At 71.3% G+C, this 22526-nt stretch carries 19 protein-coding genes; all 19 read right to left on the minus strand.

The window, feature by feature from the left end; genetic code table 11:
- Positions 1 to 76: 76 nt before the first annotated feature.
- Positions 77 to 1474 (minus strand): alkaline phosphatase family protein, encoded by a 1398-nt coding sequence (locus tag JYK17_RS16650; RefSeq protein WP_108006210.1) that lies wholly within the window; start codon positions 1472 to 1474, stop codon positions 77 to 79.
- Positions 1471 to 2640, minus strand: a complete 1170-nt coding sequence (gene eboE, locus JYK17_RS16655; protein ID WP_108006212.1) for a metabolite traffic protein EboE — start codon at positions 2638 to 2640, stop codon at positions 1471 to 1473. The genes JYK17_RS16650 and eboE overlap by 4 nt, the downstream gene beginning before the upstream one ends.
- 3 nt (positions 2641 to 2643) lie before the next feature.
- Complete coding sequence (locus tag JYK17_RS16660; RefSeq protein ID WP_181362313.1) at positions 2644 to 3492, minus strand: TatD family hydrolase; 849 nt, start codon at positions 3490 to 3492, stop codon at positions 2644 to 2646.
- Positions 3492 to 4289 carry an EboA domain-containing protein gene (locus JYK17_RS16665; RefSeq protein ID WP_108006216.1) on the minus strand — a complete coding sequence of 266 codons (798 nt, stop codon included), beginning with the start codon at positions 4287 to 4289 and terminating at the stop codon, positions 3492 to 3494. The genes JYK17_RS16660 and JYK17_RS16665 overlap by 1 nt, the downstream gene beginning before the upstream one ends.
- A complete protein-coding gene (locus JYK17_RS16670; RefSeq protein ID WP_108006218.1) occupies positions 4286 to 5272 on the minus strand; it encodes a sugar phosphate isomerase/epimerase family protein in 987 nt (328 codons plus the stop codon). Before JYK17_RS16670 ends, JYK17_RS16665 begins: the two co-directional genes overlap by 4 nt.
- Positions 5269 to 6261 (minus strand): SCO3242 family prenyltransferase, encoded by a 993-nt coding sequence (locus JYK17_RS16675; protein ID WP_108006220.1) that lies wholly within the window; start codon positions 6259 to 6261, stop codon positions 5269 to 5271. The genes JYK17_RS16670 and JYK17_RS16675 overlap by 4 nt, the downstream gene beginning before the upstream one ends.
- Positions 6258 to 7529 carry an inositol-3-phosphate synthase gene (locus tag JYK17_RS16680; RefSeq protein WP_108006222.1) on the minus strand — a complete coding sequence of 424 codons (1272 nt, stop codon included), beginning with the start codon at positions 7527 to 7529 and terminating at the stop codon, positions 6258 to 6260. The genes JYK17_RS16675 and JYK17_RS16680 overlap by 4 nt, the downstream gene beginning before the upstream one ends.
- 74 nt (positions 7530 to 7603) lie before the next feature.
- A complete protein-coding gene (locus JYK17_RS16685; RefSeq protein WP_108006224.1) occupies positions 7604 to 8971 on the minus strand; it encodes a ThuA domain-containing protein in 1368 nt (455 codons plus the stop codon).
- A 14-nt stretch (positions 8972 to 8985) separates the two neighbouring features.
- Positions 8986 to 11490: a PQQ-dependent sugar dehydrogenase gene (locus JYK17_RS16690; RefSeq protein WP_108006226.1), complete on the minus strand. Its 2505-nt coding sequence runs from the start codon at positions 11488 to 11490 to the stop codon at positions 8986 to 8988.
- A 104-nt stretch (positions 11491 to 11594) separates the two neighbouring features.
- A complete protein-coding gene (locus tag JYK17_RS16695) occupies positions 11595 to 12593 on the minus strand; it encodes a sugar phosphate isomerase/epimerase family protein (protein ID WP_108006228.1) in 999 nt (332 codons plus the stop codon).
- 111 nt (positions 12594 to 12704) lie between these two features.
- Entirely contained in the window at positions 12705 to 13913 is a 1209-nt protein-coding gene (locus tag JYK17_RS16700; protein ID WP_108006230.1) for a Gfo/Idh/MocA family protein, read from the minus strand.
- A gap of 59 nt (positions 13914 to 13972) precedes the next feature.
- On the minus strand, positions 13973 to 15013 hold the full coding sequence (locus JYK17_RS16705) for a substrate-binding domain-containing protein (RefSeq protein ID WP_108006232.1): 1041 nt from the start codon (positions 15011 to 15013) through the stop codon (positions 13973 to 13975).
- Positions 15014 to 15077: 64 nt separating this feature from the next.
- Positions 15078 to 16097, minus strand: a complete 1020-nt coding sequence (locus JYK17_RS16710) for an ABC transporter permease (RefSeq protein WP_016431642.1) — start codon at positions 16095 to 16097, stop codon at positions 15078 to 15080.
- Positions 16094 to 17611 carry a sugar ABC transporter ATP-binding protein gene (locus tag JYK17_RS16715; protein ID WP_222810643.1) on the minus strand — a complete coding sequence of 506 codons (1518 nt, stop codon included), beginning with the start codon at positions 17609 to 17611 and terminating at the stop codon, positions 16094 to 16096. Before JYK17_RS16715 ends, JYK17_RS16710 begins: the two co-directional genes overlap by 4 nt.
- 167 nt (positions 17612 to 17778) lie before the next feature.
- Entirely contained in the window at positions 17779 to 18960 is a 1182-nt protein-coding gene (locus JYK17_RS16720; RefSeq protein ID WP_108006236.1) for an ROK family protein, read from the minus strand.
- A 157-nt stretch (positions 18961 to 19117) separates the two neighbouring features.
- Positions 19118 to 19795 carry a GntR family transcriptional regulator gene (locus JYK17_RS16725; RefSeq protein ID WP_108006238.1) on the minus strand — a complete coding sequence of 226 codons (678 nt, stop codon included), beginning with the start codon at positions 19793 to 19795 and terminating at the stop codon, positions 19118 to 19120.
- 138 nt (positions 19796 to 19933) lie between these two features.
- Positions 19934 to 20872 (minus strand): beta-ketoacyl-ACP synthase III, encoded by a 939-nt coding sequence (locus tag JYK17_RS16730; protein WP_108006240.1) that lies wholly within the window; start codon positions 20870 to 20872, stop codon positions 19934 to 19936.
- 173 nt (positions 20873 to 21045) lie between these two features.
- Entirely contained in the window at positions 21046 to 21180 is a 135-nt protein-coding gene (locus tag JYK17_RS41365) for an MFS transporter small subunit (protein ID WP_258198170.1), read from the minus strand.
- On the minus strand, positions 21149 to 22480 hold the full coding sequence (locus JYK17_RS16735; RefSeq protein ID WP_108006242.1) for an OFA family MFS transporter: 1332 nt from the start codon (positions 22478 to 22480) through the stop codon (positions 21149 to 21151). Before JYK17_RS16735 ends, JYK17_RS41365 begins: the two co-directional genes overlap by 32 nt.
- Positions 22481 to 22526: the final 46 nt, after the last annotated feature.

Genomic DNA, 22526 nt, shown 5'->3' on the forward strand with positions numbered 1-22526 from the left:
GGCGTTGTCAGTGGTGAGTGCTTCACTTGTGACCAGTCGGATCACCTGGATCCGAGCGGCCGCAGAGGCCGGTCCGTCAGGTGAGACCGGCGAGTCGGAGCAGCAGTGACTTCACATCGGTGGCCGCGACGCGGTCACCGACAGCGCGGGGGGTGGAGCAGATGAGGAGCGGACCGTCGTCGTCGCTCGCCGGAAGGCGGCCGTGGCTGCCGCGAATAAGTGAGGGATCCAGCGGCACGACCGCCATGCGGTAGCGCATGCCGAGTTTCTTGCGCGCCAGCGCGGTCGCGGCCTTGACCTTGACATAGGGGTCGAGGGGATCCATGAAGAGTTCGACCGGGTCGTAGCCGGGTTTGCGGTGGATCTCGACGAGCTGTGCGAAGTCGGGCGCGCGGGAGTCGTCGAGCCAGTAGTAGTACGTGAACCAGGCGTCCGGCTCCGCGACGGCGACCAGCTCGCCGGAGCGCGGGTGGTCGAGGTGATGGGTCTTCTTGCCCTCGTCGTCGAGGAGTTGACCGATGCCGGGCAGGTCGGTCAGCGCGGCGCGCGTGGCGTCGAGGTCCTCGGGCCGGCGCACATACACATGGGCGATCTGGTGGTCGGCGACCGCGAAGGCACGCGAGGCCATCGGGTCGAGGTACTCCATTCCGTCCTGGGTGTGCACGTCCAGGAGTCCGGCGCGGCGCAGGGCCCGGTTGATGTCGACGGGCCGATCCGCGCGGGTGATGCCGTATTCGGAGAGTGCGACGACGGTACGGCCCTCGGTGCGGGCGTCGTCGAGGAGCGGGGCCATGGCGGCGTCCAGGTCGGCGGCCGCTTTCAGGGAGCGCGGGTCGTCGGGGCCGAAGCGCTGCAGGTCGTAGTCGAGATGAGGGAGGTAGCACAGCGTCAGGTCCGGGTGCCGGGTGCCCATGATGTGGCGGGTCGCGTCGATGATCCACTGGCTGGAGACCAGGTCCGCGCCGGGTCCCCAGAAGTGGAAGAGGGGGAAGGTGCCGAGTTCTGCGGTGAGTTCGTCGTGCAGGGCCGGGGGCCGGGTGTAGCAGTCGGGTTCCTTGCGGCCGTCGGCGTAGTAGACGGGACGGGGGGTGACGGTGAAGTCGGTGTCGGCGCCCATGGCGTACCACCAGCAGATGTTGGCGACGGTGTAGCCGGGGTGGGCGCGGCGGGCGGCGTCCCAGAGTTTGTCGCCGGCGACGAGTCCGTTGTGCTGGCGCCACAGCAGGACGTCGCCGAGCTCGCGGAAGTACCAGCCGTTGCCGACGATGCCGTGCTCGGAAGGGTGGGTGCCGGTCAGGAAGGTCGACTGGGCGGCGCAGGTGACAGCGGGCAGGACGGTGCCGAGCGCGGCCCGGGAGCCGGACCGGGCGAGCGTCTTGAGGTGGGGCATGTGGTCGAGGAGACGGGGGGTGAGGCCGACGACGTCGAGGACGAGGAGTGGAGTGGGATCCGGGCCGGCCGGATGGGCGGTCATGGCAGCTCCTTCAGGCCGAGGCCGGTCAACAGGTCGCGGGCCAGGGTGAGTTCGGCAGCGATGCCGTCGGCGAGCTGGGCGCGTCCGCGGGGCCGCAGCTCGGGCGGGAGTGCCTGCCAGGTGTAGGTCTCGACCTCCAGATGGCGGGTGAGCGGGTGCGGGCCGCCGACCATCCGGGTCAGCGCGGCCTCGAGTACGGGGAGTGTGGAGGTGAGGGGCGCGGCGGGGGCCGCGTGCAGGGGGACGTGGAAGTGGGAGCGCCAGGGTCCCGCGTCGGGCAGTGCGTCGGCGTGGAGGGCCTCGCCGAGGTCGTCGGTGCCGCGCAGGCCGGCGGCGGTGGAGGTGCGGGTCTGGTGCAGGAAGCGCGGTTCGTCGAAGGCGGCGAGGGCCGCGCGGACCTCGGGGAGATGGGGGTGTTCGGCGTGCAGGGCGGCCGACAGCTGGGACTTGACGACGGGGACGCGGGCCGCGGTGAGCGCGTCCAGGGCGGTGTGCGGATCTTCGAAGGAGGTGGCGAGATGGCAGGTGTCGACGCAGATGCCGATGCGGGGGTGGGCGATCGCGGTGAGCGGGGCGAGGGCGTCCTCGGTGGTCTCGACGACGCAGCCCGGTTCGGGTTCGAGGCCGACGCGAATGGAACGGCCGGTCAGTTCGTCGAGCGCGTCGAGCCGCTCGGCGAGGGTGACCAGAGCGGCGTGGGCCTTCTCGGCGCGACCCTCGTCATAGGCGGTGCGCCAGGCGAGCGGCAGGGTCGAGACGGTGCCCTCGGTGACGTCGTCGGGCAGGAGCCCGGCGAGGACCCGGGCCAGGGCGGTGGTGTGGTCGAGTCGCTCGGGATCGGCCCAATCGGGCCGGTACACACGGTACTTGACCTCCTCGGCACCGAAGCCCTCGTAGGGGAAGCCGTTGAGGGTGACGACCTCCAGGCCGCGCCGGTCGAGTTCGGTGCGCAGCCCGCGCAGCGCGGACGGATCGGTGACGAGGGCGTGCGCGGCGTCCTTGGCGAGCCACAGTCCGATGCCGAGGCGGTCCCGGCCGAGGCGGCGGCGGACGGGCTCGCAGTGGTCGCGGAGCTGGGCGAGGACGCCGTCGAGCGTTTCGGCCGGGTGGACGTTCGTGCAGTAGGCGAGGTGGACGGTGGAGCCGTCGGGGTGGCGGAAGCGCATGGATCACGCCCCGCCGCGCAGGATGGAATTGCCCTCGTGGGTGGCTTCCGTGGCCGCTATGTCGAGATTCAGCCGGCCGCTGAGCCCGTAGAACGCGACCGGGTTGCGCCACAGCACCCGGTCTACCTCGTCCTCGGTGAAGCCCTCGGCCAGCATCAGGTCGCCGACCCTGCGGGTCTTGAGGGGGTCGCTGCGCCCCCAGTCGGCGGCGGAGTTGACCAGCACCTGCTCGGGCCCGTACGAGCGCAGGATCGCGATCATGCGCTCCTCGTCCATCTTGGTGTCGGGATAGACGGAGAAGCCGAGCCAGCAGCCGCTGTCCTTGGCCTCCTTGACGGTGGTCTCGTTGAGGTGGTCGATCAGGACGCGGTCCGGGGCCAGCGCGGACTCCTGCACGACGTCGAGAGTGCGGCGCAGCCCCGCGAGCTTGTCGCGGTGCGGGGTGTGCACGAGCGCGGGCAGTTCGTGGTCGGCGGCGAGCTGGAGCTGGGCGGCGAGGGCGGTGTCCTCGGCGGGGGTCATCGAGTCGTAGCCGATCTCGCCGACGGCCACGACCTGGTCCTTGACGAGATAGCGGGGCAGTTCGTCGAGGACGGGCACGCAGCGCGGGTCGTTGGCCTCCTTGGGGTTGAGGGCGATGGTGCAGTGGTGGGCGATGCCGTACTGCGCGGCGCGGAAGGGTTCCCAGCCCAGGAGGGAGTCGAAGTAGTCGAAGAAGGAGGCGGGCGAGGTGCGGGGCTGGCCGAGCCAGAACGCGGGCTCCACCAGGGCGCGGACGCCCGCGGCGTGCATGGCCTGGTAGTCGTCGGTGGTCCGCGACGTCATATGGATGTGGGGGTCGAAGATGCGCATCAGGACTCCTTGCCGTCGGTGCCGCGCGCACCGTGCCGGACGGTCCGCGCGGGCGGGGTGGCCGTGGGGTCGGTCAGGGTCAGGACACGGTGGAGGTCCTCGGGCACGGGACGGCCCGCGGCGGTGCGCTCGGCGGCGTAGTCGCGGAGCATGCGGGCGAGTTCCTCATCGGCGTGGGCGCGCCGGTCCAGGTCGGCGACCTCGGCGACGGGCACACCCGTGAACAGGCACTTCAGGACGGCGTGGCGCCAGTGGTGGGGCGCCAGGTGCCGGGCCGCGTACGGGCCGACGGCGGCGGCGATGATGCGGGTGTCGTTGGTGCGCAGGGCGTCCTCGACCAGCGGGAGGGCCTCCGGCCCCTCGACCAGGTGGGGCAGGGCGTGCAGGACGGAGCGGCGTTCGGCGGCGGTGCCCTGGAAATAGACACGGGACAGGGCGTCCGTACCGGCACGGGCGGAGTGCATGATCAGCACCCGCGCCGCATCGGCGTGCTCGGCACCGCACCGCCGCCCGGCTTCGGCAAGGCGCAACTCCCATACCGAGATGGGCCCGCGGATGCCCGGGTGTGCAGCGGCCTCGTCGAGAGCTTGGTCGAGCCAAGCGCGGGCGGCTCCGTCGAGGTGGGTCGTGAGGTGGTGGTGCAGGTCGGCGGGGGTGCCCTCCGGGCCTGTGGCGGGGGTGGGGGTGCCCTGCCGGGCCGTGAGCCGGTCACGTTGCTCGGCCGGTGAACCGGGGGCGGGGGCGGTGCCCGCGGGTTCCGTCGCGGGGGTGTCCCGGGCGGTGTGCGGGTGCGTCATGACGTGCTCCCTTCGGGGGTGGCGGAGGGATCGCCAGGGGGTGGGGCGGGGTGCGTGGCGGCGGGAAGGTCGGCCGCGGTGGCAGGGGCGGGCGCTGCCGCCGCCTCCCGGAGGAATCGGAGGGAGTGTTCGGCGAAGTGGGGGCCTGCGTGGGAGTGGCGGGGTAGTTCGACGACGGTCAGGGCCTGGTAGCCGGTTTCGGCGAGGGCCGCGAGGACGGGTGGGAAGTCGATCTCGCCGTTGCCGAAGGGGAGGTGTTCATGGATGCCGCGGCGCATGTCCTCGATCTGGACGTGGCGCAGCCAGGGGGCCGCGGCGCGTACGCAGTCGGCGGGAGGGAGGGGTTCCAGGCACTGGCAGTGGCCGATGTCGAGGGTGAGGCCGAGGGCTTCTGGGTCGCCGAGGTGACCGCGCAGTCGGTGGAAGTCGGCCAAGGTGGCGAGGAGATGGCTCGGTTCGGGTTCCACGGCGAGGGGGACCCCGGCGGCGGTGGCGGCCTCCAGGACGGGGGTGAGCGCCTCGGACAGGCGCTTCCACGCGGTGTCGGTGTCCGTGCCGGGTGGTGTGATCCCGCTGAAGCAGTGCACGGCGTGGGCACCGAGGTCGGCGGCGACCTTCACCGCCCGGATCAGCAGGTCGACGCGCCGGGCCCGGTCGTCCGGATCAGGGTCCAGCAAGGACGGGCCGTGCTTGCGCCGAGGGTCCAGCACATAGCGGGCGCCGGTTTCCACGGTGACGTCGAGCCCCAGCTCGGTCAGCCGCCCCGCGAGCCGGTGGGTGCGGGCGGGCAGGTCGGGGGCCATCGGGTCGAGATGCATGTGATCGAGCGTCAGCCCTACGCCGGCGTAGCCGAGGTCGGCGAGGAGGGCGAGGGCGTCGTCGAGTCGGAGGTCGGCCAGTCCGTTGGTGCCGTAGCCGAAACGGAAGGGAGTAGTGAGAGGAGCTCGGGTCTTCGGCGGCACCGTCCCGTGCTGTGCGCTCATGTGACGCTCACCGTCCTCGCGAAACGCTTGCCGAGTGGGGCCAGCGCGGCGACCAGCAGGCCCGTGGGGAAGGCGCCGGCGCGGGCCGCGAGGGCCGCCTGCAGCGGAATGGTGGCGCGGATGCCGCCGGCGACGGCGCGTTGGGTGAGTGGGGGCGACGGGTTGAGGGTGGCGTGGAAGTAGGGGCGGGCGGCGGTGGCCGCGTAGGCGGCGGCGAGAGCTGGGCGCAGGAGCGACGCGGTTGCAGCGGCCGGTGTGCGGGCGGTCGCGTCCCCGGGCTCGGGCGTGGTGCCCGGCAGGCCGCGGGTGGCTGCTTCCCCTCGGCCTGCCGGGAGTTGGGGAGGGCGGCGGGCGGCCAGGCGGGCCAGCGCCGCGGCCGTGACGAGGGCTGCCAGTGGGGACAGCGGGGTACCGCCGGTCGTCTCCCGGCGGGACACGGCCGTCACCGCCAGGGTGTGGGTGCCGAGCAGCGCCGCGGAGCTCAGGGCCTCGCGGGTGCGGCCCGTGGTGGCCGCCGCGCCGAGGAGCAGGTCGAGCCCGCGCGCCGCCGCCATGGCCGGCGGTCCTGCCGGGGTGTGCTTCAGGGCGAGATCGTACGACCAGACCGTGGCGGCCAGCGGCGCGGCGACCGCGAGGGCGGGGCGTCCCGCGCGTGCGGCGAGGGCGAGCCCGGCCCCGGTGAGCGCGCAGGCCGCGGACAGGGCGGCGGCCGGGTGGATACGGCCGGAGGGCAGCGGGCGGTGCGGGCGTTCGGCGGCGTCCTCCTCGCGGTCCGCCCAGTCGTTGAGGGCCATGCCGGCCTCGTAGAGGCAGAGGGAGGAGCCGATGGCGAGCAGGGTGCGGGGGTTGGGGGCAGCGGCGGTCGCCGCCGCGCCGGCAAGGGCGTCGCCGGGGACCGTGAACAGGGCGGGCAGGCGCAGCAGTTCGGCCCAGGCACGTCTGCGGCTCGCGCGGCCGGAGCGTCGGGGTGCCGCAACAGCCCCGCTCACCGCGACCGCCCCGGTCGGCGCCCACCACGGGGAACGGCACCACGAACGGCACCACGATCGGCACCGTGTGCGCCCCCCGCGTCTCGCGCATCCCCCACGTCCCGCGCGTCCCCCAGATCCCCCACGTCCAGCACGCCTGGCCCGCGCCGCAGTTGTTCCGCGAACCCCGCGAGCGCCGCGTACTGCTCCCCCAGGGCCGAAGGCCCCTCCCCCACCGGGTCCTTGAAGTAGAAGCCGAGTTCGCCGAGCGGGCCGGACAGGCCCGCTTCGTGGGCGCGGGCGGTGAGCCGGGCCAGGTCGAGTACGAGCGGGGCGGCCAGGGCGGAGTCGCAGCCCTGCCAGATGGTCTGGAGGATCATGCGGGTGCCGAGGAAGCCGTCGAAGGCGATGTGGTCCCAGGCGGTCTTCCAGTCGCCGAGTGCGGGGACGTCGTCGATGTGGACCTCGCCCTCGGGCGTCGTACCTAGGGTGTCGGCGAGAACCCGTTCCTTGCCCGCGTTCTTCGCGGCGGCCGCGCCCGGGTCGGCCAGGGCGGCGCCGTCGCCTCCGCCGAGCAGGTTGGCGCCGGACCAGGCACGGACGGCGAGGGCTCGTTGCGTGAACATCGGGCCGAGGACGGAACGCAGCAGCGTCTGGCCCGTCTTGCCGTCGCGGCCCGCGTACGGCAGACCGCGGGATGCCGCCGCCGCGGCCAGCGCCGGGTGGTGCAGGCCCGTGGAGGGGGTGAAGTTGACGTAGGGGCAGCCCGCGCGCAGGGCGGCTGCCGCGTAGAGCGAGCTGGGCGGGAGGGTGTGCCCGGTGGCCGGGGGCTCGGTGGAGGCGACGTTCACGACCACGGCGCGTGCCAGGCCGCGGCGTCGTACGAAGTCGCCGATGTCCGCGGCGAAGGCGGCGATCAGCTCGTCCTCGTCGCGGCTGTCGCCGGGGGTGGGGCCTCCGGGTCTGATCTCCCGGTCGGCGGCGGCCAGTTCGGCCGCCACCGCCGTGGGCAGGCCCGGCGGGAGGACGCCGCCCGCCGCGAGTGCCTCCGCCCGCTTGGGCAGCGGGCAGTCCAGTGTGTCGTGTCCGCCGAACACGAGGGAGGCGAGGGGCGGCAGGCCCGCGCCGGCGAACATCGGGGTCTCGGTGATCAGGCCGGTCGGCGGGTGCAGGCCGGCGGTGAGGGCGGCGCAGCCCGCCACGACGGTGGTCGCGACGGAGCCGCGCGCCCCGATCAGCCATACGCCGACGCGCGAGGGAGTGGGGGATTCGGAAACGGACGCGGACATGGGCAGCCTCCTTGTCGAGCGCGTCGTGCCGGAAGACGGCGGGCGGAGGTCCGGCGTCCCCCGCCCGCCGCCGGTCAGTTGCCCTTGCCGGGCAGTTCCTTGATCCGGATGTCGCGGAAGGACACCTGGTCGTCGGCTCCGTGGTTCTGGATGCCGATGTGCCCGTCACGCAGGCTCCGGGCCGGAACGGTGTTGGTGAAATCGTTGATCTTCACGCCGTTGAGCCAGATGCGAAGGTGTTCGCCCTCGACCCGGATCTCGTACGTGTTCCACTGCCCCGGCGGGTTCAGCGCCCGGTCGCGCTTCTTCAGGTCGGCGGACTGGAAGCCGTAGACGGACCCGGTCGTCTTGTCGGGTACGTCGGTGGCGTCGATCTGGATCTCGTAGCCGTTGTCGACGGCCGACCACGGGTCGTCCGAGGGCGGGAAGCCCACGAACACGCCGGAGTTGTCGTCTCCGTCGGCGCCGGACATCTTCCAGTCGAGCTTCAGGGAGTACGAGGTGAAGCCCGAAGTGGCGTACCAGAGCAGGCCCATGCCGCCCGACGACGTCAGGGTGCCGTCGCCGGAGAGGGTGAAGGAGCCCGGGCCCGCCTGTTGCCAGTCGTTTAGCGAAGCGGACGTGCCGTCGAAGAGCGGGCGGTAGCCGTTCTCCGCGCGGCAGTCGGCCTGGGCGTCACCGATCGCCCACCGGATTCCGCCCAACAGGTGCTGCAGGTAGGCGGGTTCGGTGTACGACTCCTTGGTGTGGCCGAGGCCGGTGTAGAAGGCCCGGCCGCCCTGGTAGTTCTGGCACCAGGAGATCGGGTGGTCGCCGTTCATGGTGCCGCCGCTGTAGGACGACTCGTCGAGCGAGGCGAGGACATGAGCCCGATCCCGCGGGTTGGAGCGGTAGTTGTACCACTCGTCGGTGCGGTCCCAGGTCGGCCCCAGGCCCGCGGTGGCGGGGTGGGAGCGGTCCTCGACGTTCACCCTCGCCTGCTGGATCGCCGGGTGCGACTGGAACCAGGCGCCGGCGAGGCCGCCGTAGAAGGGCCAGTCGTACTCGGTGTCGGCGGCGGCGTGGATGCCGACGTAGCCGCCGCCGTGCCGGATGTAGCCCTCGAACGCGCCCTGTTGGGTCGCGTCGAGGACGTCACCCGTGGTCGACAGGAATACGACCGCGTCGTAGCGCCGCAGGTTCTTCGCGGTGAACGCGCTCGCGTCCTCGGTGGCGTCGACGGCGAAGCCGGCGCTCTCGCCGAGTTGCTTCACCGCTGCCACGCCGTCGGGGATGGAGTCGTGTCGGAAGCCGGCCGTCTTGGAGAAGACCAGTACCCGTTTCCCGTCGGCCCAGTGGCCGCCCGGGTGCCCGCCGGCGTTCGAGGAGGCGGGTCCCGAGACGCAGCCGAGCATGAGTGCGGCCCCGACAACCACCGTGGCCAGTCTGCTGGTTGAGCGCATCACGTCTCCTCCTCTCAGCCGGTGGTGAACGTGAAGTCGTCGACGTCGAACAGTGCGCCCGAGCCGCCCTTGAAGACCAGGTAGAGCGTGGTCGTGCCCCTCGGTGCGCGGGACAGGTCGGCGCTGACGTCCTGGAAGTTCTCCCAGCCGCCGGTCACCGGCACGGTCGCCTTGCCGAGCAGGGTGCCTGTCGCGGAGCCCGCGCGGATCTCGAGCGTGCCGCCCGCGCCGCCGGACGCGATGCGCGCGGTGACGGACTTGGCGTTGTTCAGGACGTACGGCGTGAAGGAGATCCAGTCGCCGTTGTCGATGTTGCCGACCGTCTTGCCGCCGTGCGCGGTGTCCTTGGTGAAGACGTCGACGCCGGAGGCGCTGCCGAAGTGCTCGGCCTGCCGGTGGCGCGGCTGCAGGACGTTGCGGTCGTGCGTCGTCAGCGCCGCCTGGCCGCCGCCTCCGTTGTCGGTGTACTCGGCGTCTAGGACGCCGAAGATGTTGGCGTTCTCGTCGTGGCCGCCGTCGGAGGTGGTCTGGATGGTGCCGGAGCAGCCGTTCGCGGAGGTGATCGGGTGCCCGTGGGTGTCGTGGCCGAGGATGAAGGTGACCGTCACCTTCGAGCAGTCGATGGCGCGGCCGTCCTCCGGGTCGGTGACCTTCACCTTGAACGGCACCGCGTCACCGAAGCTGAACAGCTGGCCGTCCTTGGGCAGTTCGACCGTCACCTTCGGGGCGGTGTTGCCGACCACGACCTGCACGCTGGCGCTGCCGGTGCGGCCGGTCGGGTCCTTCGCGGTCACGGTCGCGGAGTAGGTGCCGTTCGTCCGGTACGTGTGCGTGGGGTTCGCCGCGGTCGACGTGGCGCCGTCGCCGAAGTCCCAGCTGTAGGTCAGGGCGTCACCGTCCTGGTCGGTCGAGCCCTCGGAGGAGAAGCGCACCTTCAGGGGTGCCTGCCCGGACGTTCTGCTCGCCGCGGCCTGCGGGACCGGTGAGTGGCCGTCGGTGGCGTTCTCGATGCGGTACAGGCCCGAGTTCTCGTCGCCGCCGAACCACGCGGTGCCGTAGTCGAGGACGTAGAGCGCGCCGTCGGGGCCGAACGCCATGTCCATCACCTGGGTGCCGGTCCACGGGAAGGCGTTGATCGACTGCACGGTGCCGTTGTCGTCGCTCACGATCCGCTTGATCCAGCGGCGGCCGAACTCGCCGGCGAAGAAGTTGCCGTCGTAGGCCTCGGGGAACTTGACGGGTGAGTCGAGCGTGGCGTCGTAGTGGTAGACCGGGCCGCCCATCGGGGACTCCGAGCCGTCCCCGAACTCCGGTACGGAGGGCCCGTCGTAGGGGATCCAGGCGGGCTGGGCGGGCGGCAGGTCGGTGAGGCCGGTGTTGTGCGGGGAGTTGTTCTTCGGGGCGTTGCAGTCGAAGGTCGCGCCGGAGGTCTTGGTCGCGAAGTCGTAGTCCACGTAAGGGTCGTTGTCGCCCGTGCAGTACGGCCAGCCGAAGTTGCCGGCGGCGGTCACCCGCGCGAACTCGACCTGGCCGCCCGGTCCGCGGGCCGGGTCGGCGGCGCCCGCGTCGGGGCCGTAGTCACCGACGTAGAGGATGCCGGTCTTCTTGTCGACGCTGAAGCGGAACGGGTTGCGGAAGCCCATCGCGTAGATCTCGGGCCGCGTCTTGTCGGTGCCCGGCGCGAAGAGGTTGCCCTCCGGGATCGAGTACGAGCCGTCGTCGTTGACCTTGATGCGCAGGATCTTGCCGCGCAGGTCGTTGGTGTTGCCGGCCGAACGCTGGGCGTCGAAGGCGGGGTTGCGGTCGGGGCGCTCGTCGATGGGGTTGAAGCCGTCCGACTGGAAGGGGTTGGAGTCGTCGCCCGTCGACAGGTACAGGTTGCCCGCCGCGTCGAAGTCGATGTCACCGCCGACGTGGCAGCAGATGCCGCGCGAGGTCTTGACGTCGAGGACCTTCTTCTCGCTGGCCAGGTCGAGGGTGCCGTCCGCGTTCAGGGTGAAGCGGGAGAGGCGGTTGACGCCGTCGAAGGGCGCGAAGTCGGCGGCGGTGCCGGTCTCGGGGGCGTCGCCGGCAGGCGTGTCGAGCGGAGGCGCGTAGTAGAGGTAGATGGCCCGGTTGTTCGCGAAGTCCGGGTCCACGCCGACGCCTTGGAGGCCCTCCTCGTCGTGGTTGTAGACGTCGAGCTTGCCGATGAGCCGGGTGTTGCCCGCGGCGTCCGTCATCCGCAGTTCGCCGTCGCGCGAGGTGTGCAGGACCGAGCGATCGGGCAGCACGGCGAGCGACATGGGCTCCCCGGTCTCCGGTTCACCCTTGGCGAGGGTGACCTGCTGGAAGTCCTCGGCCGCGGCTGCCGCCGGCGCGGCCCCCGGCTCGGCGACTGCCGCGCCGGCGTGGGGAGCGGTGAGGGTGAGGGACGCGCCCGCGAGCAGCGCGCCGCCGAGGAGGGCGACGGCTCTGCGGAAGCGGTGTCTGTGCGCCTCGATTCTGTCGGTGCTGGTGGTGCTGGTGTTCCCGTGCACGGATGCCTCCAGTAAGGGGCCGGTTGTACGGGTGGGTGGGGGTGCGCCGGGATGCGCCGGCATCCCGGAGAGTTGACGAGCGATCAGTTGTGCCTTGAGGCGGCTCAGTTGCCGAACGCCGCGTCGAAGGAGGCCGAGGGCGGCTCGAAGTCGAACGCCTTCAGACGGGTCAGGGCCTCGGGTGCGCCCTGCAGGCGGTCCATCCCCGCGTCCTCCCACTCGACGGAGACGGGGCCCCGGTAGTCGATGGAGCGCAGCATCCGGAAGACGTCCTCCCAGGGGACGTCGCCATGACCGGCGGAGACGAAGTCCCAGCCGCGGCGCGGGTCGCCCCAGGGCAGATGGGAGCCGAGGCGGCCGTTGCGGCCGTCGAGGCGCTTGCGGGCCTCCTTGCAGTCGACGTGGTAGATCCGGTCGCGGAAGTCCCACAGGAAGCCGACCGGGTCGAGGTCCTGCCACACGAAGTGCGACGGGTCGAAGTTCAGACCGAAGGCGGGGCGGCCCCCAACCGCCTCCAGTGCGCGGTGAGTTGTCCAGTAGTCGTAGGCGATCTCGCTGGGGTGGACCTCGTGGGCGAAGCGCACGCCCTCCTCGTCGAAGACGTCCAGGATCGGGTTCCAGCGCTCGGCGAAGTCCTCGTAGCCGCGCTCGATCATGGACTCCGGCGCGGGCGGGAACATGGCGACCAGATGCCAGATCGCGGAGCCGGTGAAGCCGATGACGGTGTCGACGCCGAGGGCGGCCGCGGCGCGCGCCGTGTCCTTCATGCGCTGCGCGGCCCGCTGCCGTACGCCCTCGGGTTCCCCGTCGCCCCACACCTCGCCCGGCAGGATGGCCTGGTGGCGTTCGTCGATGATCGCGTCGCACACGGCCTGGCCGGTCAGATGGTTGGAGACGGCCCAGCACTTGAGGCCGTACTCGTCGAGCAGCTGCTTCCGGGAGTCGATGTACGCGGGGTCCGCGAGCGCCTTGTCGACCTCGAAGTGGTCGCCCCAGCAGGCGAGTTCGAGGCCGTCGTAGCCGAAGTCGCGGGCCAGGCGGCAGACCTCTTCGAGCGGCAGGTCGGCCCACTGGCCGGTGAAGAGCGTGAACTGACGAGGCATTGCTCCGAACCCTTCTCGGACGGCGATTCAGACTGCGATGTGGACGACGCTTCGGACGACGTTTCAGACTGCGATTCGGACGACGCTTCAGACTGCGATTCCAACTGCGGTTCAGACAGCTATGGGCGTGTACACGGAGTTCTTCTCGGCGCTCTCCTCCACCGCCGCCAGCACGCGCTGCACCTGCAGCCCGTCGGCGAAGGAGGGTTCGGGCCTGCGGCCCTCGGCGACCGCGTGGACGAGGTCGCGGGCCTGGTGGACGAAGGTGTGCTCGTAGCCCAGGCCGTGGCCCGGCGGCCACCAGGCGTCCAGATAGGGGTGGTCGGGCTCGGTGACGAGGATGCGTCGGAAGCCGGCGTGCGTCGCTGCTTCGGTGCCGTCGTGGTACGACAGCTCGTTGAGCCGCTCCAGGTCGAAGGCCAACGAGCCGTGCGAGCCGTTGAGTTCGATGCGCAGGGCGTTCTTGCGGCCGGTCGCGTACCGGGTGGCCTCGAAGGAGGCGAGGGCGCCGGAGGTGAAGCGGCCGGTGAACAGCGCGGCGTCGTCGACGGTGACCTGGCCGGTCCCGGCGGACTGCACCGCCGACAGGCCGCTGGTGGCGCCGACGGGCAGCGGCCGCTCCCGTACGAAGGTCTCCGTCATCGCCGACACCCCGGCCAGCCGCTCGCCCGCGAGGTACTGCGCGAGGTCGACGACATGGGCGCCCAGGTCGCCGAGCGCGCCCGAGCCGGCCAGTTCCTTGCGCAGCCGCCAGGTGAGCGGGAACTGCGGGTCTACCAGCCAGTCCTGAAGGTACGTCACCCGCAGGTGGCGCAGTACCCCGAGCCTGCCCTCGGCGATCATGTTCCGGGCCAGGGCGGTGGCGGGCACCCGGCGGTAGTTGAAGCCGACCATCGCCAACTGCCCGCGTCCGTACGCCTCTTCGGCGGCGTCAGCCATCGCCCTGGCCTCCTCGACGGTGTTCGCGAGGGGCTTCTCGCACAGTACGTGCTTGCCCGCGGCGAGGGCGGCGAGGGCGATCTCGGCATGGCTGTCACCGGGGGTGCAGATGTCGACGAGGTCGACGTCGTCCCGCGCGATCAGGGCCCGCCAGTCGGTCTCGGCCGCCGCCCAGCCGTGCCGGTCGGCCGCCCGGCGCACCGCCTCCGCGTCCCGCCCGCAGATCACGCTCAGGACCGGACGCAGCGGCAGGTCGAAGGCGCGGCCCGCGGTGCGCCAGCCCTGTGAGTGGGCGGCGCCCATGAAGGCGTAGCCGACCATGCCGACGCGCAACGGCGGCTTCGCCGCCTCCGGTTCGTCCGGCTGCTGGGGCTGTCCCATACGGATGTCCTCCTCGTCCTGGTGGTGAATGCGCCGTGGGGGGTGCGGGGCGGATTCGGTCAGCGGAAGCCCGTGGGCATGTACTGGTCGACGTTGTCCTTGTCGACGACGGCCGAGTACAGCGTCAGCGAGGCCGGGATCTCGAACTCGGCGAGGCCGCCGATGCCCTTGGACTGGCCCAGCGCGCGGGCGAGGTCGATGGCGGACGCGGCCATCGTCGGCGGGTACAGGACGGTTGCCTTCAGCACGCCGTTGTCCTGCTTGATGGCCTGGAAGGCGGAGAGCGCGCCGGCGCCGCCGACCATCAGGAAGTCGTCGCGTCCGGCCTGCTCGATGGCGCGCAGCGCGCCCACGCCCTGGTCGTCGTCGTGGTTCCACAGGGCGTCGAACTTGGGCTGCGCCTGGAGGAGTTGGGCCATCTTGGCCTGTCCGGACTCGACCGTGAACTCGGCGGCCTGCCGGGCCACCTTCTTGATGTTGGGGTAGTTCTTCAGGGCGTCGTCGAAGCCCTGGGTGCGCTGCTTGGTCAGCTCCAGGTTGTCCAGGCCGGCCAGCTCGACGACCTTGGCGTTCGACTTCCCCTTGAGCTTCTCGCCGATGTACGTGCCGGCGTTGAGGCCCATGCCGTAGTTGTCGCCGCCGATCCAGCAGCGGTACGCCTGCGGGGAGTTGAAGATGCGGTCGAGGTTGACGACGGGGATGCCCGCGCGCATCGCCTTGAGTCCGACCTGGGTGAGCGCCTTGCCGTCGGCGGGCAGCACGACCAGGACGTCGACCTTCTTGTTGATGAGGGTCTCGATCTGCCCGATCTGGGCGGCGGTGTCGTTGGAGCCCTCGGTGATCTCCAGCGTGACGTCGGAGTACTTCTTGGCCCGGCTCTTGGCGTTGTCGTTGATCGCGTTGAGCCAGCCGTGGTCGGCCTGCGGGCCGGCGAAGCCGATGGTGACGTGCTTGCCGGGCTTGTCGTCGGCTGCCGACTGGTCGTTCGCGGCCGGCTTCTCGTCCTTGGAGTCGTTGCTGGTGCAACCGGCGAGGAGGGCGGTGGCGGAGACGGCGGCGGTTCCGAAGAGCAGGCCTCTGCGGCTGGTGGTATGTGACATGGCACTTCGAGTGGTATGTGACATGGCACTACCCGTGGTATGTGACATGGTACTGACCCTTTCCTCAGGTCGAGCTGGCAGTCCGGCGCTGCACCAGCACAGCCGCCACGATGATCGCGCCCTTGGCGATCTGCTGGACGTCGCTCTGCAGGTTGTTCAAGGCGAAGATGTTGGTGATCGTCGTGAAGATGAGGACACCCAGCACGGAGCCGGTGATGGTGCCGCGGCCCCCGCTGAGCAGCGTGCCGCCGATGATCGCGGCCGCGATGGCGTCCAGCTCGTAGAGGTTGCCGTTGGTGTTCTGGCCGGAGCCGGACAGGATGATCAGCAGGAAGGCGGCGATGCCGCAGCACAGCCCGGAGAGCAGGTAGAGGTAGAGGCGCTGGCGGCGTACGTCGATGCCGGCGAGGCGGGCCGCCTCCGCGTTGCCGCCGACGGCGACCGTGCGGCGGCCGAAGGTGGTGCGGTTGAGGATCAGCCAGCCGATGATCGTCACGACTGCGAACACGATGACGAGCGGGGGGACACCGAGGACATATGCGTCCCGCTCACCGAGGTCGAGGATGCTGCCGATGGTGACGATCTGCGTCTTGCCGTCGGTGATCTGCAGGGCGAGTCCGCGTGCGGAGGCCAGCATGGCGAGCGTGGCGATGAACGGGACCATGCCGCCGTAGGCGATGAGCAGGCCGTTCACCAGGCCGCAGCCGACGCCGACGATCACCGCGGTGAACAGGACGCCCGCGAAGCCGTAGTCCTGGGTGGCCACCGTAGTCGCCCATACGGAGGCGAGGGCGACGATCGCGCCGACGGAGAGGTCGATGCCGCCGGAGGTGATGACGAAGGTCATGCCGACGGTGACGACGCCGATCACCGAGGCCTGGGTGAGGACGAGTTGGAGGTTGCGGGTGTCCAGGAACTCGTCCGGTTTGGTGATCCCGCCGATCAGGATGAGCGCGGCGAGGACGCCGAGCAGGGACAGGGTGCGCACGTCGGCGCGGGCGAACAGGCCGCGCCAGGACGGCGGTTGACCCACCGGCGGCACCTTGTCGGTGTTGTCCCGTGGCGGGGAGGCATGCTGCGTCATGAGGCCGGGCTTCCTTCCATGACCAGGTCGAGTACGCGGTGTTCGTCGAGTTCGCGGGCGGGGGCGCGGTGCACGACGCGGCCCTCGCGGAGCACCAGGACGCGGTCGGCGAGCCCGAGCACCTCGGGGACCTCGCTGGAGACCAGGAGCACGGCGAGGCCTTCGTCGGCGAGGCGGCGGATGACGGCGTAGAGCTCAGCGCGGGCGCCGACGTCGACGCCGCGGGTCGGCTCGTCGAGCAGCAGGACGCGGCAGCCGCGCAGCAGCCAGCGCGCGAGGACCGCCTTCTGCTGGTTGCCGCCGGACAGGGTGCGCACCGGCACGGCCGGGTTGTCGGGCCGCAGCGACAGCTCACGGGTGGCCGCCCGCGCCGCCCCCGCCTCGGACCGGCGGTCGATCCAACCTCCGCGCGAGAAGCGGGACATGGAGGAGACCGAGACATTGCGGGTGACGGACTCCAGCATCAGCAGGGCCTGCGCCTTGCGTTCCTCGGGGGCGAGCCCGAGACCGGCGCGGACGGCCGCGCGTACGCTTCCGGAGCGCAACGCCCGCCCGCCGACCCGGACTTGACCGGCGTCGGCCTTGCGGGCGCCGTAGATCGTCTCCAGGATCTCGGAGCGTCCGGAGCCGACGAGACCGGCGAGGCCGACGATCTCGCCCGGGTGGACGTCCAGGTCGAGGGGCTCGAACTCGCCCCGCCGCGTCAGTCCCCTGACCTCCAGCACCGGCGCACCGTCCGGGGCCGAGGCGGGCCGGTCGGGGAAGACGTACTCCACATTGCGGCCGGTCATCAGCGCGACGACCTCGCGGGTCGGCGTCGACTTCGCGGGCAGCCCGCCGGCGACGGCGCGGCCGTCCTTCAGCACGGTCACCCGGTCGCCGATGCGCCTGATCTCCTCCAGCCGGTGGGAGATGTAGACGACGGCGACTCCGTCGGCGGTCAGGTCCCCGACGATGCGGAAGAGGTTGTCGACCTCGTCCGGGTCGAGGGCCGCGGACGGCTCGTCCATCACGATGAGCCGTACGTCGTGCGAGAGCGCCCGGGCCATGGACACGATCTGCTGCTGCGCCGCCGACAACTGCCCGACCAGCCGCGCCGGTTCGATCTCCGGATGCCCGAGCCGCTTGAGCAGCCGGGCGGTCGAGGCCCTGGCCGCCCTTCCCCGTACGACGAAGCCGGCGGCCGTCGGTTCATGTCCGAGGTGGACGTTCTCGGCCACCGACAGGTGCTCCACCAGGTCGAGTTCCTGGTAGATGGTGGCGATGCCGAGGCGCATGGCGGCGATGGGTGAGCGGAGGGTGACCTCCTCGCCGCGCCAGCGGATGCTGCCCGTGTCGGGCTGGTGGGCGCCGGCCAGGACCTTGATCAGGGTGGACTTCCCGGCCCCGTTCTGGCCGAGCAGGCAGTGCACTTCACCGGCCTGGACATCCAGGTCGACGCCGTCGAGGGCCCGGACTCCGGGGAACGACTTGGTGATGCCGGACATGCTGAGCAGCGGTGGTTCTGGAGCCATGCGGATCCCCTTGGCGGGCGTGCGGGCCGGTGCAGGGTGCCTTCGTGCAGGCGTGTTCGGGCAGGCGTGTCGGACAGGCGTGTTCAGGGCAGGGCGGAGCAGCGCGCTGTGCCGGATGTGCTGTGTACGAACTACGTACTACGTACTACCAGCTACGAACCGTGTGCTTACGCAGGTGAGAACAGGTGGTCGCTGATGAGCCGGGCCGCGCCGATGACTCCGGCGGTGGGTCCCAACTCCCCCAGCACGATGGGCAGATTGCCGGTCGCGAGGGGCAGTGACTGTCGGTAGACCTGGGTGCGGATCGCGGCGAGCAGGGTGTGGCCGAGGCCGGTCACCCCGCCGCCGATCACCACCAGGCCCGGGTTGAAGAACGAGACCAGTCCGGCGATGACCTGGCCGGTGCGGTCGCCGCCCTCGCGGATCAGGTCGAGGGAGGTGGCGTCGCCCGCGGCGGCTGCGGCGGCGACGTCGACGGCGCTCAGGGTGCCGTTCGCCTCCAGCCGGTTCGCGAGTTCCTCCGACTGCCCCTGCTCGGCCGCCTCCACGGCGTCGCGGGCGAGAGCCGCCCCGCTGAAGTGTGCTTCCAGGCAGCCCCGGTTGCCGCAGGCGCAAGGTCGTCCGTCGGGCACGGCCTGGATGTGCCCGATGTCGCCCGCGCTGCCGGTCGCGCCGCGGTGGACCTCACCGCCGGCGACGATGCCGCAGCCGATGCCGGTGCCGATCTTGACGCAGAGGAAGTCGCCCACGGAGCGTGCGACGCCCGCGTGCATCTCCCCCATCGCCATCAGGTTCACGTCGTTGTCGACCATGACCGGGCAGCCGAGTTCCTGGCTGAGCGCCTCCCGGACGGGGAAGCCGTCCCAGCCCGGCATGATCGGGGGAGCCACCGGGACGCCCTCGGGGAAGCGGACCGGTCCGGGGACGCCGATGCCGGCGCCGTCGAACCCCTCCGCGAGTCCCGAGGACTTCAACTTCGCTGCCATGGACAGGACTTGCTCGAAGACCGCGACCGGTCCCTCGCGTACGTCCATGGGCTGGTTGAGGTGTCCGAGGATCTCCAGCTCGGCGTTGGTGACGGCGACGTCGACCGAGGTCGCGCCGATGTCGACGCCGAGGAACCGCAGTTCGGGATTGAGCCGGATGTTGTGGGAGCGGCGGCCGCCGCGCGAGGCGGCGAGTCCGTCGGCCACGGCGAGGCCCGTCTCCAGCAGCCGGTCCACCTCCACGGCCAGCTTGGACCGTGACAGATCGACCTGATCGCCCAGCTGCGCACGGGAGTTGGGTCCTCCGTCGCGCAGCAGCTTCAGCAGCCGGGCCTGATGAGCATTCGCGGGTCGTGCCGTCATACGTCTCACGAGCCCCTCCCCGCCTCAATCGGCCGCGCCTGTGTTCGGGCTTTCGAGGGGAACGTAGCAGCGGGCGCCGAAGCTGGGAAGAAGCTGTGCAGGAATTACCGTCGACTTTCTCCACTGACAGGACAAAGCCGGGATGGAAAGGCGGGCGCTACGACGTCGCCCGCGCGTGGTACGACCGCCGGGTGTGCTCGGTGTGTTCGCGCATCAGCTGGGTGGCGCGCTGCTCGTCGCGGTCCACGATCGCCGCGATCAGGGCGCGGTGCTCGATCCAGGACTGGCTGCCGCGCTGCCGGGCGACGGGCGTGTAGTACCAGCGCACCCGCCGGTCCACCTGCGCGGCCAGCTCGCCGAGCACGGTGTTGCCGGCCAGTTCCATGATCTTGGCGTGGAAGCGGGCGTTCATGCCGACGGCCCCGTCCACGTCGTCCGCGGCGACGGCGTTCTCGCCCTCCGCGCACAGGTCCTCCAGGGCCTGGATGCCCGCGGCGTTGGCGTTGGCCGCGGCGAGCCGGGCGGCCTCCGCCTCCAGCAGCGTACGGACCGTGAGGAGCTGATCGGCCTCCTCCTCCGTCGGCTCGTGCACGAACGCGCCCTGGGCGGGCCGCAGATCGACCCAGCCCTCGGTGTTCAGCCGCTGCAGCGCCTCCCGCACGGGCTGGCGCGACACGCCCAGATGGCCCGCGAGTTCGCTCTCGACGAGATGCTGGCCCGGCTGGAGGGCGCGCGTGGTGATGAGTTCGAGCAGTGCTTCGTAGACACGGTCGCGCAGCGGACCGGGTCGTTCGAGCTTGGGTACCGCACCCTGCGGCAGTCCTGTCGACAGCATCCGTCGGTCCCCCTCCTGGGCGGCGTCAAGCACGTGCAGCCGGAAAGTAAGTATGGATTGTCTTTCGTCTACAGTCTACGGCGCACGAGGGCCAGTCGATCCGGGAGTCGGTTGCGTCACACCTGCGCTTCCCGCAGGTCACGGGCAGTGGACGACCTGGCCCGCGTAGGAGAGATTCCCGCCGAAACCGAAGAGCAGGATCGGGTCCCCGGTGCGGACGGCGCCCTGTTCGACGAGCTTGGAGAACGCCAGCGGGATGCTCGCCGCCGAGGTGTTCCCCGACTCGGCGACGTCCCGGGCCACGACGGCGTTGACGGCGCCCAGTTTCTCGGCGAGCGGCTCGATGATGCGCAGGTTCGCCTGGTGCAGCACGACGGCGGCGAGGTCCTCGGGTGCGAGTCCGGCGCGCTCGCAGGCCTTGCGGGCGAGGGGCGGCAGTTGGGTGGTCGCCCAGCGGTAGACGCTCTGGCCCTCCTGGGCGAACCGTGCCGGGGTGCCCTCGATCCGCACCGCGTGCCCCATCTCGGGCACCGAGCCCCACAGCACCGGTGCGATGCCGGGCTCGTCCGAGGCCTCCACGACGGCGGCTCCGGCACCGTCACCGACGAGCACACAGGTGCTGCGGTCGCTCCAGTCGGTCACCTCGGACATCTTGTCGGCGCCGACGACCAGCGCGCGCACCGAGGCGCCGGCCCGCACCGCGTGGTCGGCCGTGGCGAGGGCGTGGGTGAACCCGGCGCACACGACGTTGACGTCCATCGCGGCGGGCGAGGGGATGCCGAGCCGGGCGGCGACCCGGGCGGCCATGTTGGGCGAGCGGTCCACGGCGGTGGAGGTGGCGACCAGCACCAGGTCGATGTCGCCGGGCGCGAGGCCCGCGGCGGCGAGGGCCTTGGCGGCGGCGTGGGCGGCGAGTTCGTCGACCGGCTCGTCGGGCCCGGCGATGTGGCGGGTACGGATGCCCACCCGTGAGGTGATCCACTCGTCACTGGTGTCGACCATGCGCGCCAGGTCCTCGTTGGTGAGTACCTTGGCGGGCTGGTAGTGGCCGACGGCGGCGATGCGCGAGCCGTTCATTCGGTGGTCCCCCTCGTTGCCCTGGGTTGTGGATCCACCAGTCTGATCAGTGACTCACGGGTACGACGGCAGCCGAGCTGACAGGAAACGGGCGTCCGGGTTGTCGGATTCTGTCATCCGTTGGGGCAAAGGCGGACGCCCGCTCTCCTGCCGAACAGTCACCCGGTGCAGTCTCACCCGGTGAACAGCTGTGTCGCCTTGTGCACGAGCTCGTAGAGCCCGTAGACGAGCGGTGCCCCCACCCACAGCCAGGCGAAGGCGATCAACAGGCGGCGGTCAGGCGGACTCTGACTGCTGTCGTTCGACATCGGCGGCCTTTCTCGGGGCGGGGATGTGGTGGCGGGCGTCGACGGGCCGGACGAGTTCGTTGGCGACGAAGCCGACGACGAGCAGCCCGATCATGATGAGGAAGGAGACGCCGTACAGGGCGGAGCCGTGCTTGCCCGCGTCCTCCTGCCGGTCGGCGATCCAGTTCACGATCAGCGGTCCGAGGACGCCGGCCGTGGACCAGGCGGTGAGCAGCCGGCCGTGGATGGCGCCGACCTCGTAGGTGCCGAACAGGTCCTTGAGGTAGGCGGGGATGGTGGCGAAGCCGCCGCCGTAGAAGGAGAGGATCACGAAGGCGCACAGGACGAACAGCGGCTTGGATGAGTCGCCGAACAGTGCGATCAGTGCGTACATCACCGCGCCGACGCCCAGGTAGACGCGGTAGATGTTCTTGCGGCCGATCAGGTCGGAGGTCGACGACCAGCCGATGCGGCCCGCCATGTTGGCGGCGGACAGCAGCGCGACGAAGCCGGCGGCGGCCGAGGCCGACACGGACATCGAGGTGTCCGCGAAGAAGTCGGTGATCATCGGGGCGGCCTTCTCCAGGATGCCGATGCCCGCGGTCACGTTCATGCAGAGCACGATCCACAGCAGCCAGAACTGCGGGGTGCGCACGGCGTTCCGGGCGGAGACCTGCGGTCCCTGGAGGGCACTCGGCGCGCCCTCGACGGGCTTCTCGGTGCGCGGGACCCGCACCAGCAGCACGCCCAGGGACATGAAGACGGCGTACGCGAGCCCGTGCACGAGGAACGCGAGCGCGATCCCGGAGCTGTCGGTGCCGAACGACTCCAGCATCTGCGCCGACCACGGGGAGGCGATGAGCGCGCCGCCGCCGAAGCCCATGATCGCGATGCCGGTGGCCATGCCGGGCCGGTCGGGGAACCACTTGATCAGGGTGGAGACGGGCGAGATGTAGCCGATGCCGAGGCCGATGCCGCCGACGAAGCCGTAGCCGAGGACGATCAGCCAGTACTGCTCGGTCCAGGCGCCGAGCGAGGAGAGCAGGAAGCCGGAACTGAAGCAGATCAGGGCGACGGTCATGGCCCAGCGCGGCCCGTTGCGCTCCACGAGTGTGCCGCCGAACGCGGCCGACAGCCCGAGCATGACGATGCCGAGCTGGAAGGGCAGCGCGCTCTGGGTGCCGCTGAGGCCCAGTGCGGACTCGAGGGGCGGCTTGAAGACGCTCCAGGCGTAGGCCTGGCCGATGGAGAGATGGACGGCGAGAGCGGCGGGGGGTACGAGCCAGCGGCTCCAGCCTGCTGGTGCGACAGGGGGACTCATGATCCCGGACGGTAGGCAGCCGCAGGGTTGTTGAAAAGGCGACGGG

The organism is Streptomyces plumbidurans (genome assembly GCF_019857225.1).
In the GTDB taxonomy this organism is placed as follows: domain Bacteria; phylum Actinomycetota; class Actinomycetes; order Streptomycetales; family Streptomycetaceae; genus Streptomyces; species Streptomyces plumbidurans.

What these genes read in the sequence shown, in the direction of transcription:
- JYK17_RS16650 (WP_108006210.1), bottom strand. Translation starts at nt 1,474, where the DNA reads ATGACCGCCCATCCGGCCGGCCCGGATCCCACTCCACTCCTCGTCCTC.
- eboE (WP_108006212.1), bottom strand. Translation starts at nt 2,640, where the DNA reads ATGCGCTTCCGCCACCCCGACGGCTCCACCGTCCACCTCGCCTACTGC.
- JYK17_RS16660 (WP_181362313.1), bottom strand. Translation starts at nt 3,492, where the DNA reads ATGCGCATCTTCGACCCCCACATCCATATGACGTCGCGGACCACCGAC.
- JYK17_RS16665 (WP_108006216.1), bottom strand. Translation starts at nt 4,289, where the DNA reads ATGACGCACCCGCACACCGCCCGGGACACCCCCGCGACGGAACCCGCG.
- JYK17_RS16670 (WP_108006218.1), bottom strand. Translation starts at nt 5,272, where the DNA reads ATGAGCGCACAGCACGGGACGGTGCCGCCGAAGACCCGAGCTCCTCTC.
- JYK17_RS16680 (WP_108006222.1), bottom strand. Translation starts at nt 7,529, where the DNA reads ATGTCCGCGTCCGTTTCCGAATCCCCCACTCCCTCGCGCGTCGGCGTA.
- JYK17_RS16685 (WP_108006224.1), bottom strand. Translation starts at nt 8,971, where the DNA reads ATGCGCTCAACCAGCAGACTGGCCACGGTGGTTGTCGGGGCCGCACTC.
- JYK17_RS16695 (WP_108006228.1), bottom strand. Translation starts at nt 12,593, where the DNA reads ATGCCTCGTCAGTTCACGCTCTTCACCGGCCAGTGGGCCGACCTGCCG.
- JYK17_RS16700 (WP_108006230.1), bottom strand. Translation starts at nt 13,913, where the DNA reads ATGGGACAGCCCCAGCAGCCGGACGAACCGGAGGCGGCGAAGCCGCCG.
- JYK17_RS16705 (WP_108006232.1), bottom strand. Translation starts at nt 15,013, where the DNA reads ATGTCACATACCACCAGCCGCAGAGGCCTGCTCTTCGGAACCGCCGCC.
- JYK17_RS16710 (WP_016431642.1), bottom strand. Translation starts at nt 16,097, where the DNA reads ATGACGCAGCATGCCTCCCCGCCACGGGACAACACCGACAAGGTGCCG.
- JYK17_RS16715 (WP_222810643.1), bottom strand. Translation starts at nt 17,611, where the DNA reads ATGGCTCCAGAACCACCGCTGCTCAGCATGTCCGGCATCACCAAGTCG.
- JYK17_RS16720 (WP_108006236.1), bottom strand. Translation starts at nt 18,960, where the DNA reads ATGACGGCACGACCCGCGAATGCTCATCAGGCCCGGCTGCTGAAGCTG.
- JYK17_RS16725 (WP_108006238.1), bottom strand. Translation starts at nt 19,795, where the DNA reads ATGCTGTCGACAGGACTGCCGCAGGGTGCGGTACCCAAGCTCGAACGA.
- JYK17_RS16730 (WP_108006240.1), bottom strand. Translation starts at nt 20,872, where the DNA reads ATGAACGGCTCGCGCATCGCCGCCGTCGGCCACTACCAGCCCGCCAAG.
- JYK17_RS41365 (WP_258198170.1), bottom strand. Translation starts at nt 21,180, where the DNA reads ATGTCGAACGACAGCAGTCAGAGTCCGCCTGACCGCCGCCTGTTGATC.
- JYK17_RS16735 (WP_108006242.1), bottom strand. Translation starts at nt 22,480, where the DNA reads ATGAGTCCCCCTGTCGCACCAGCAGGCTGGAGCCGCTGGCTCGTACCC.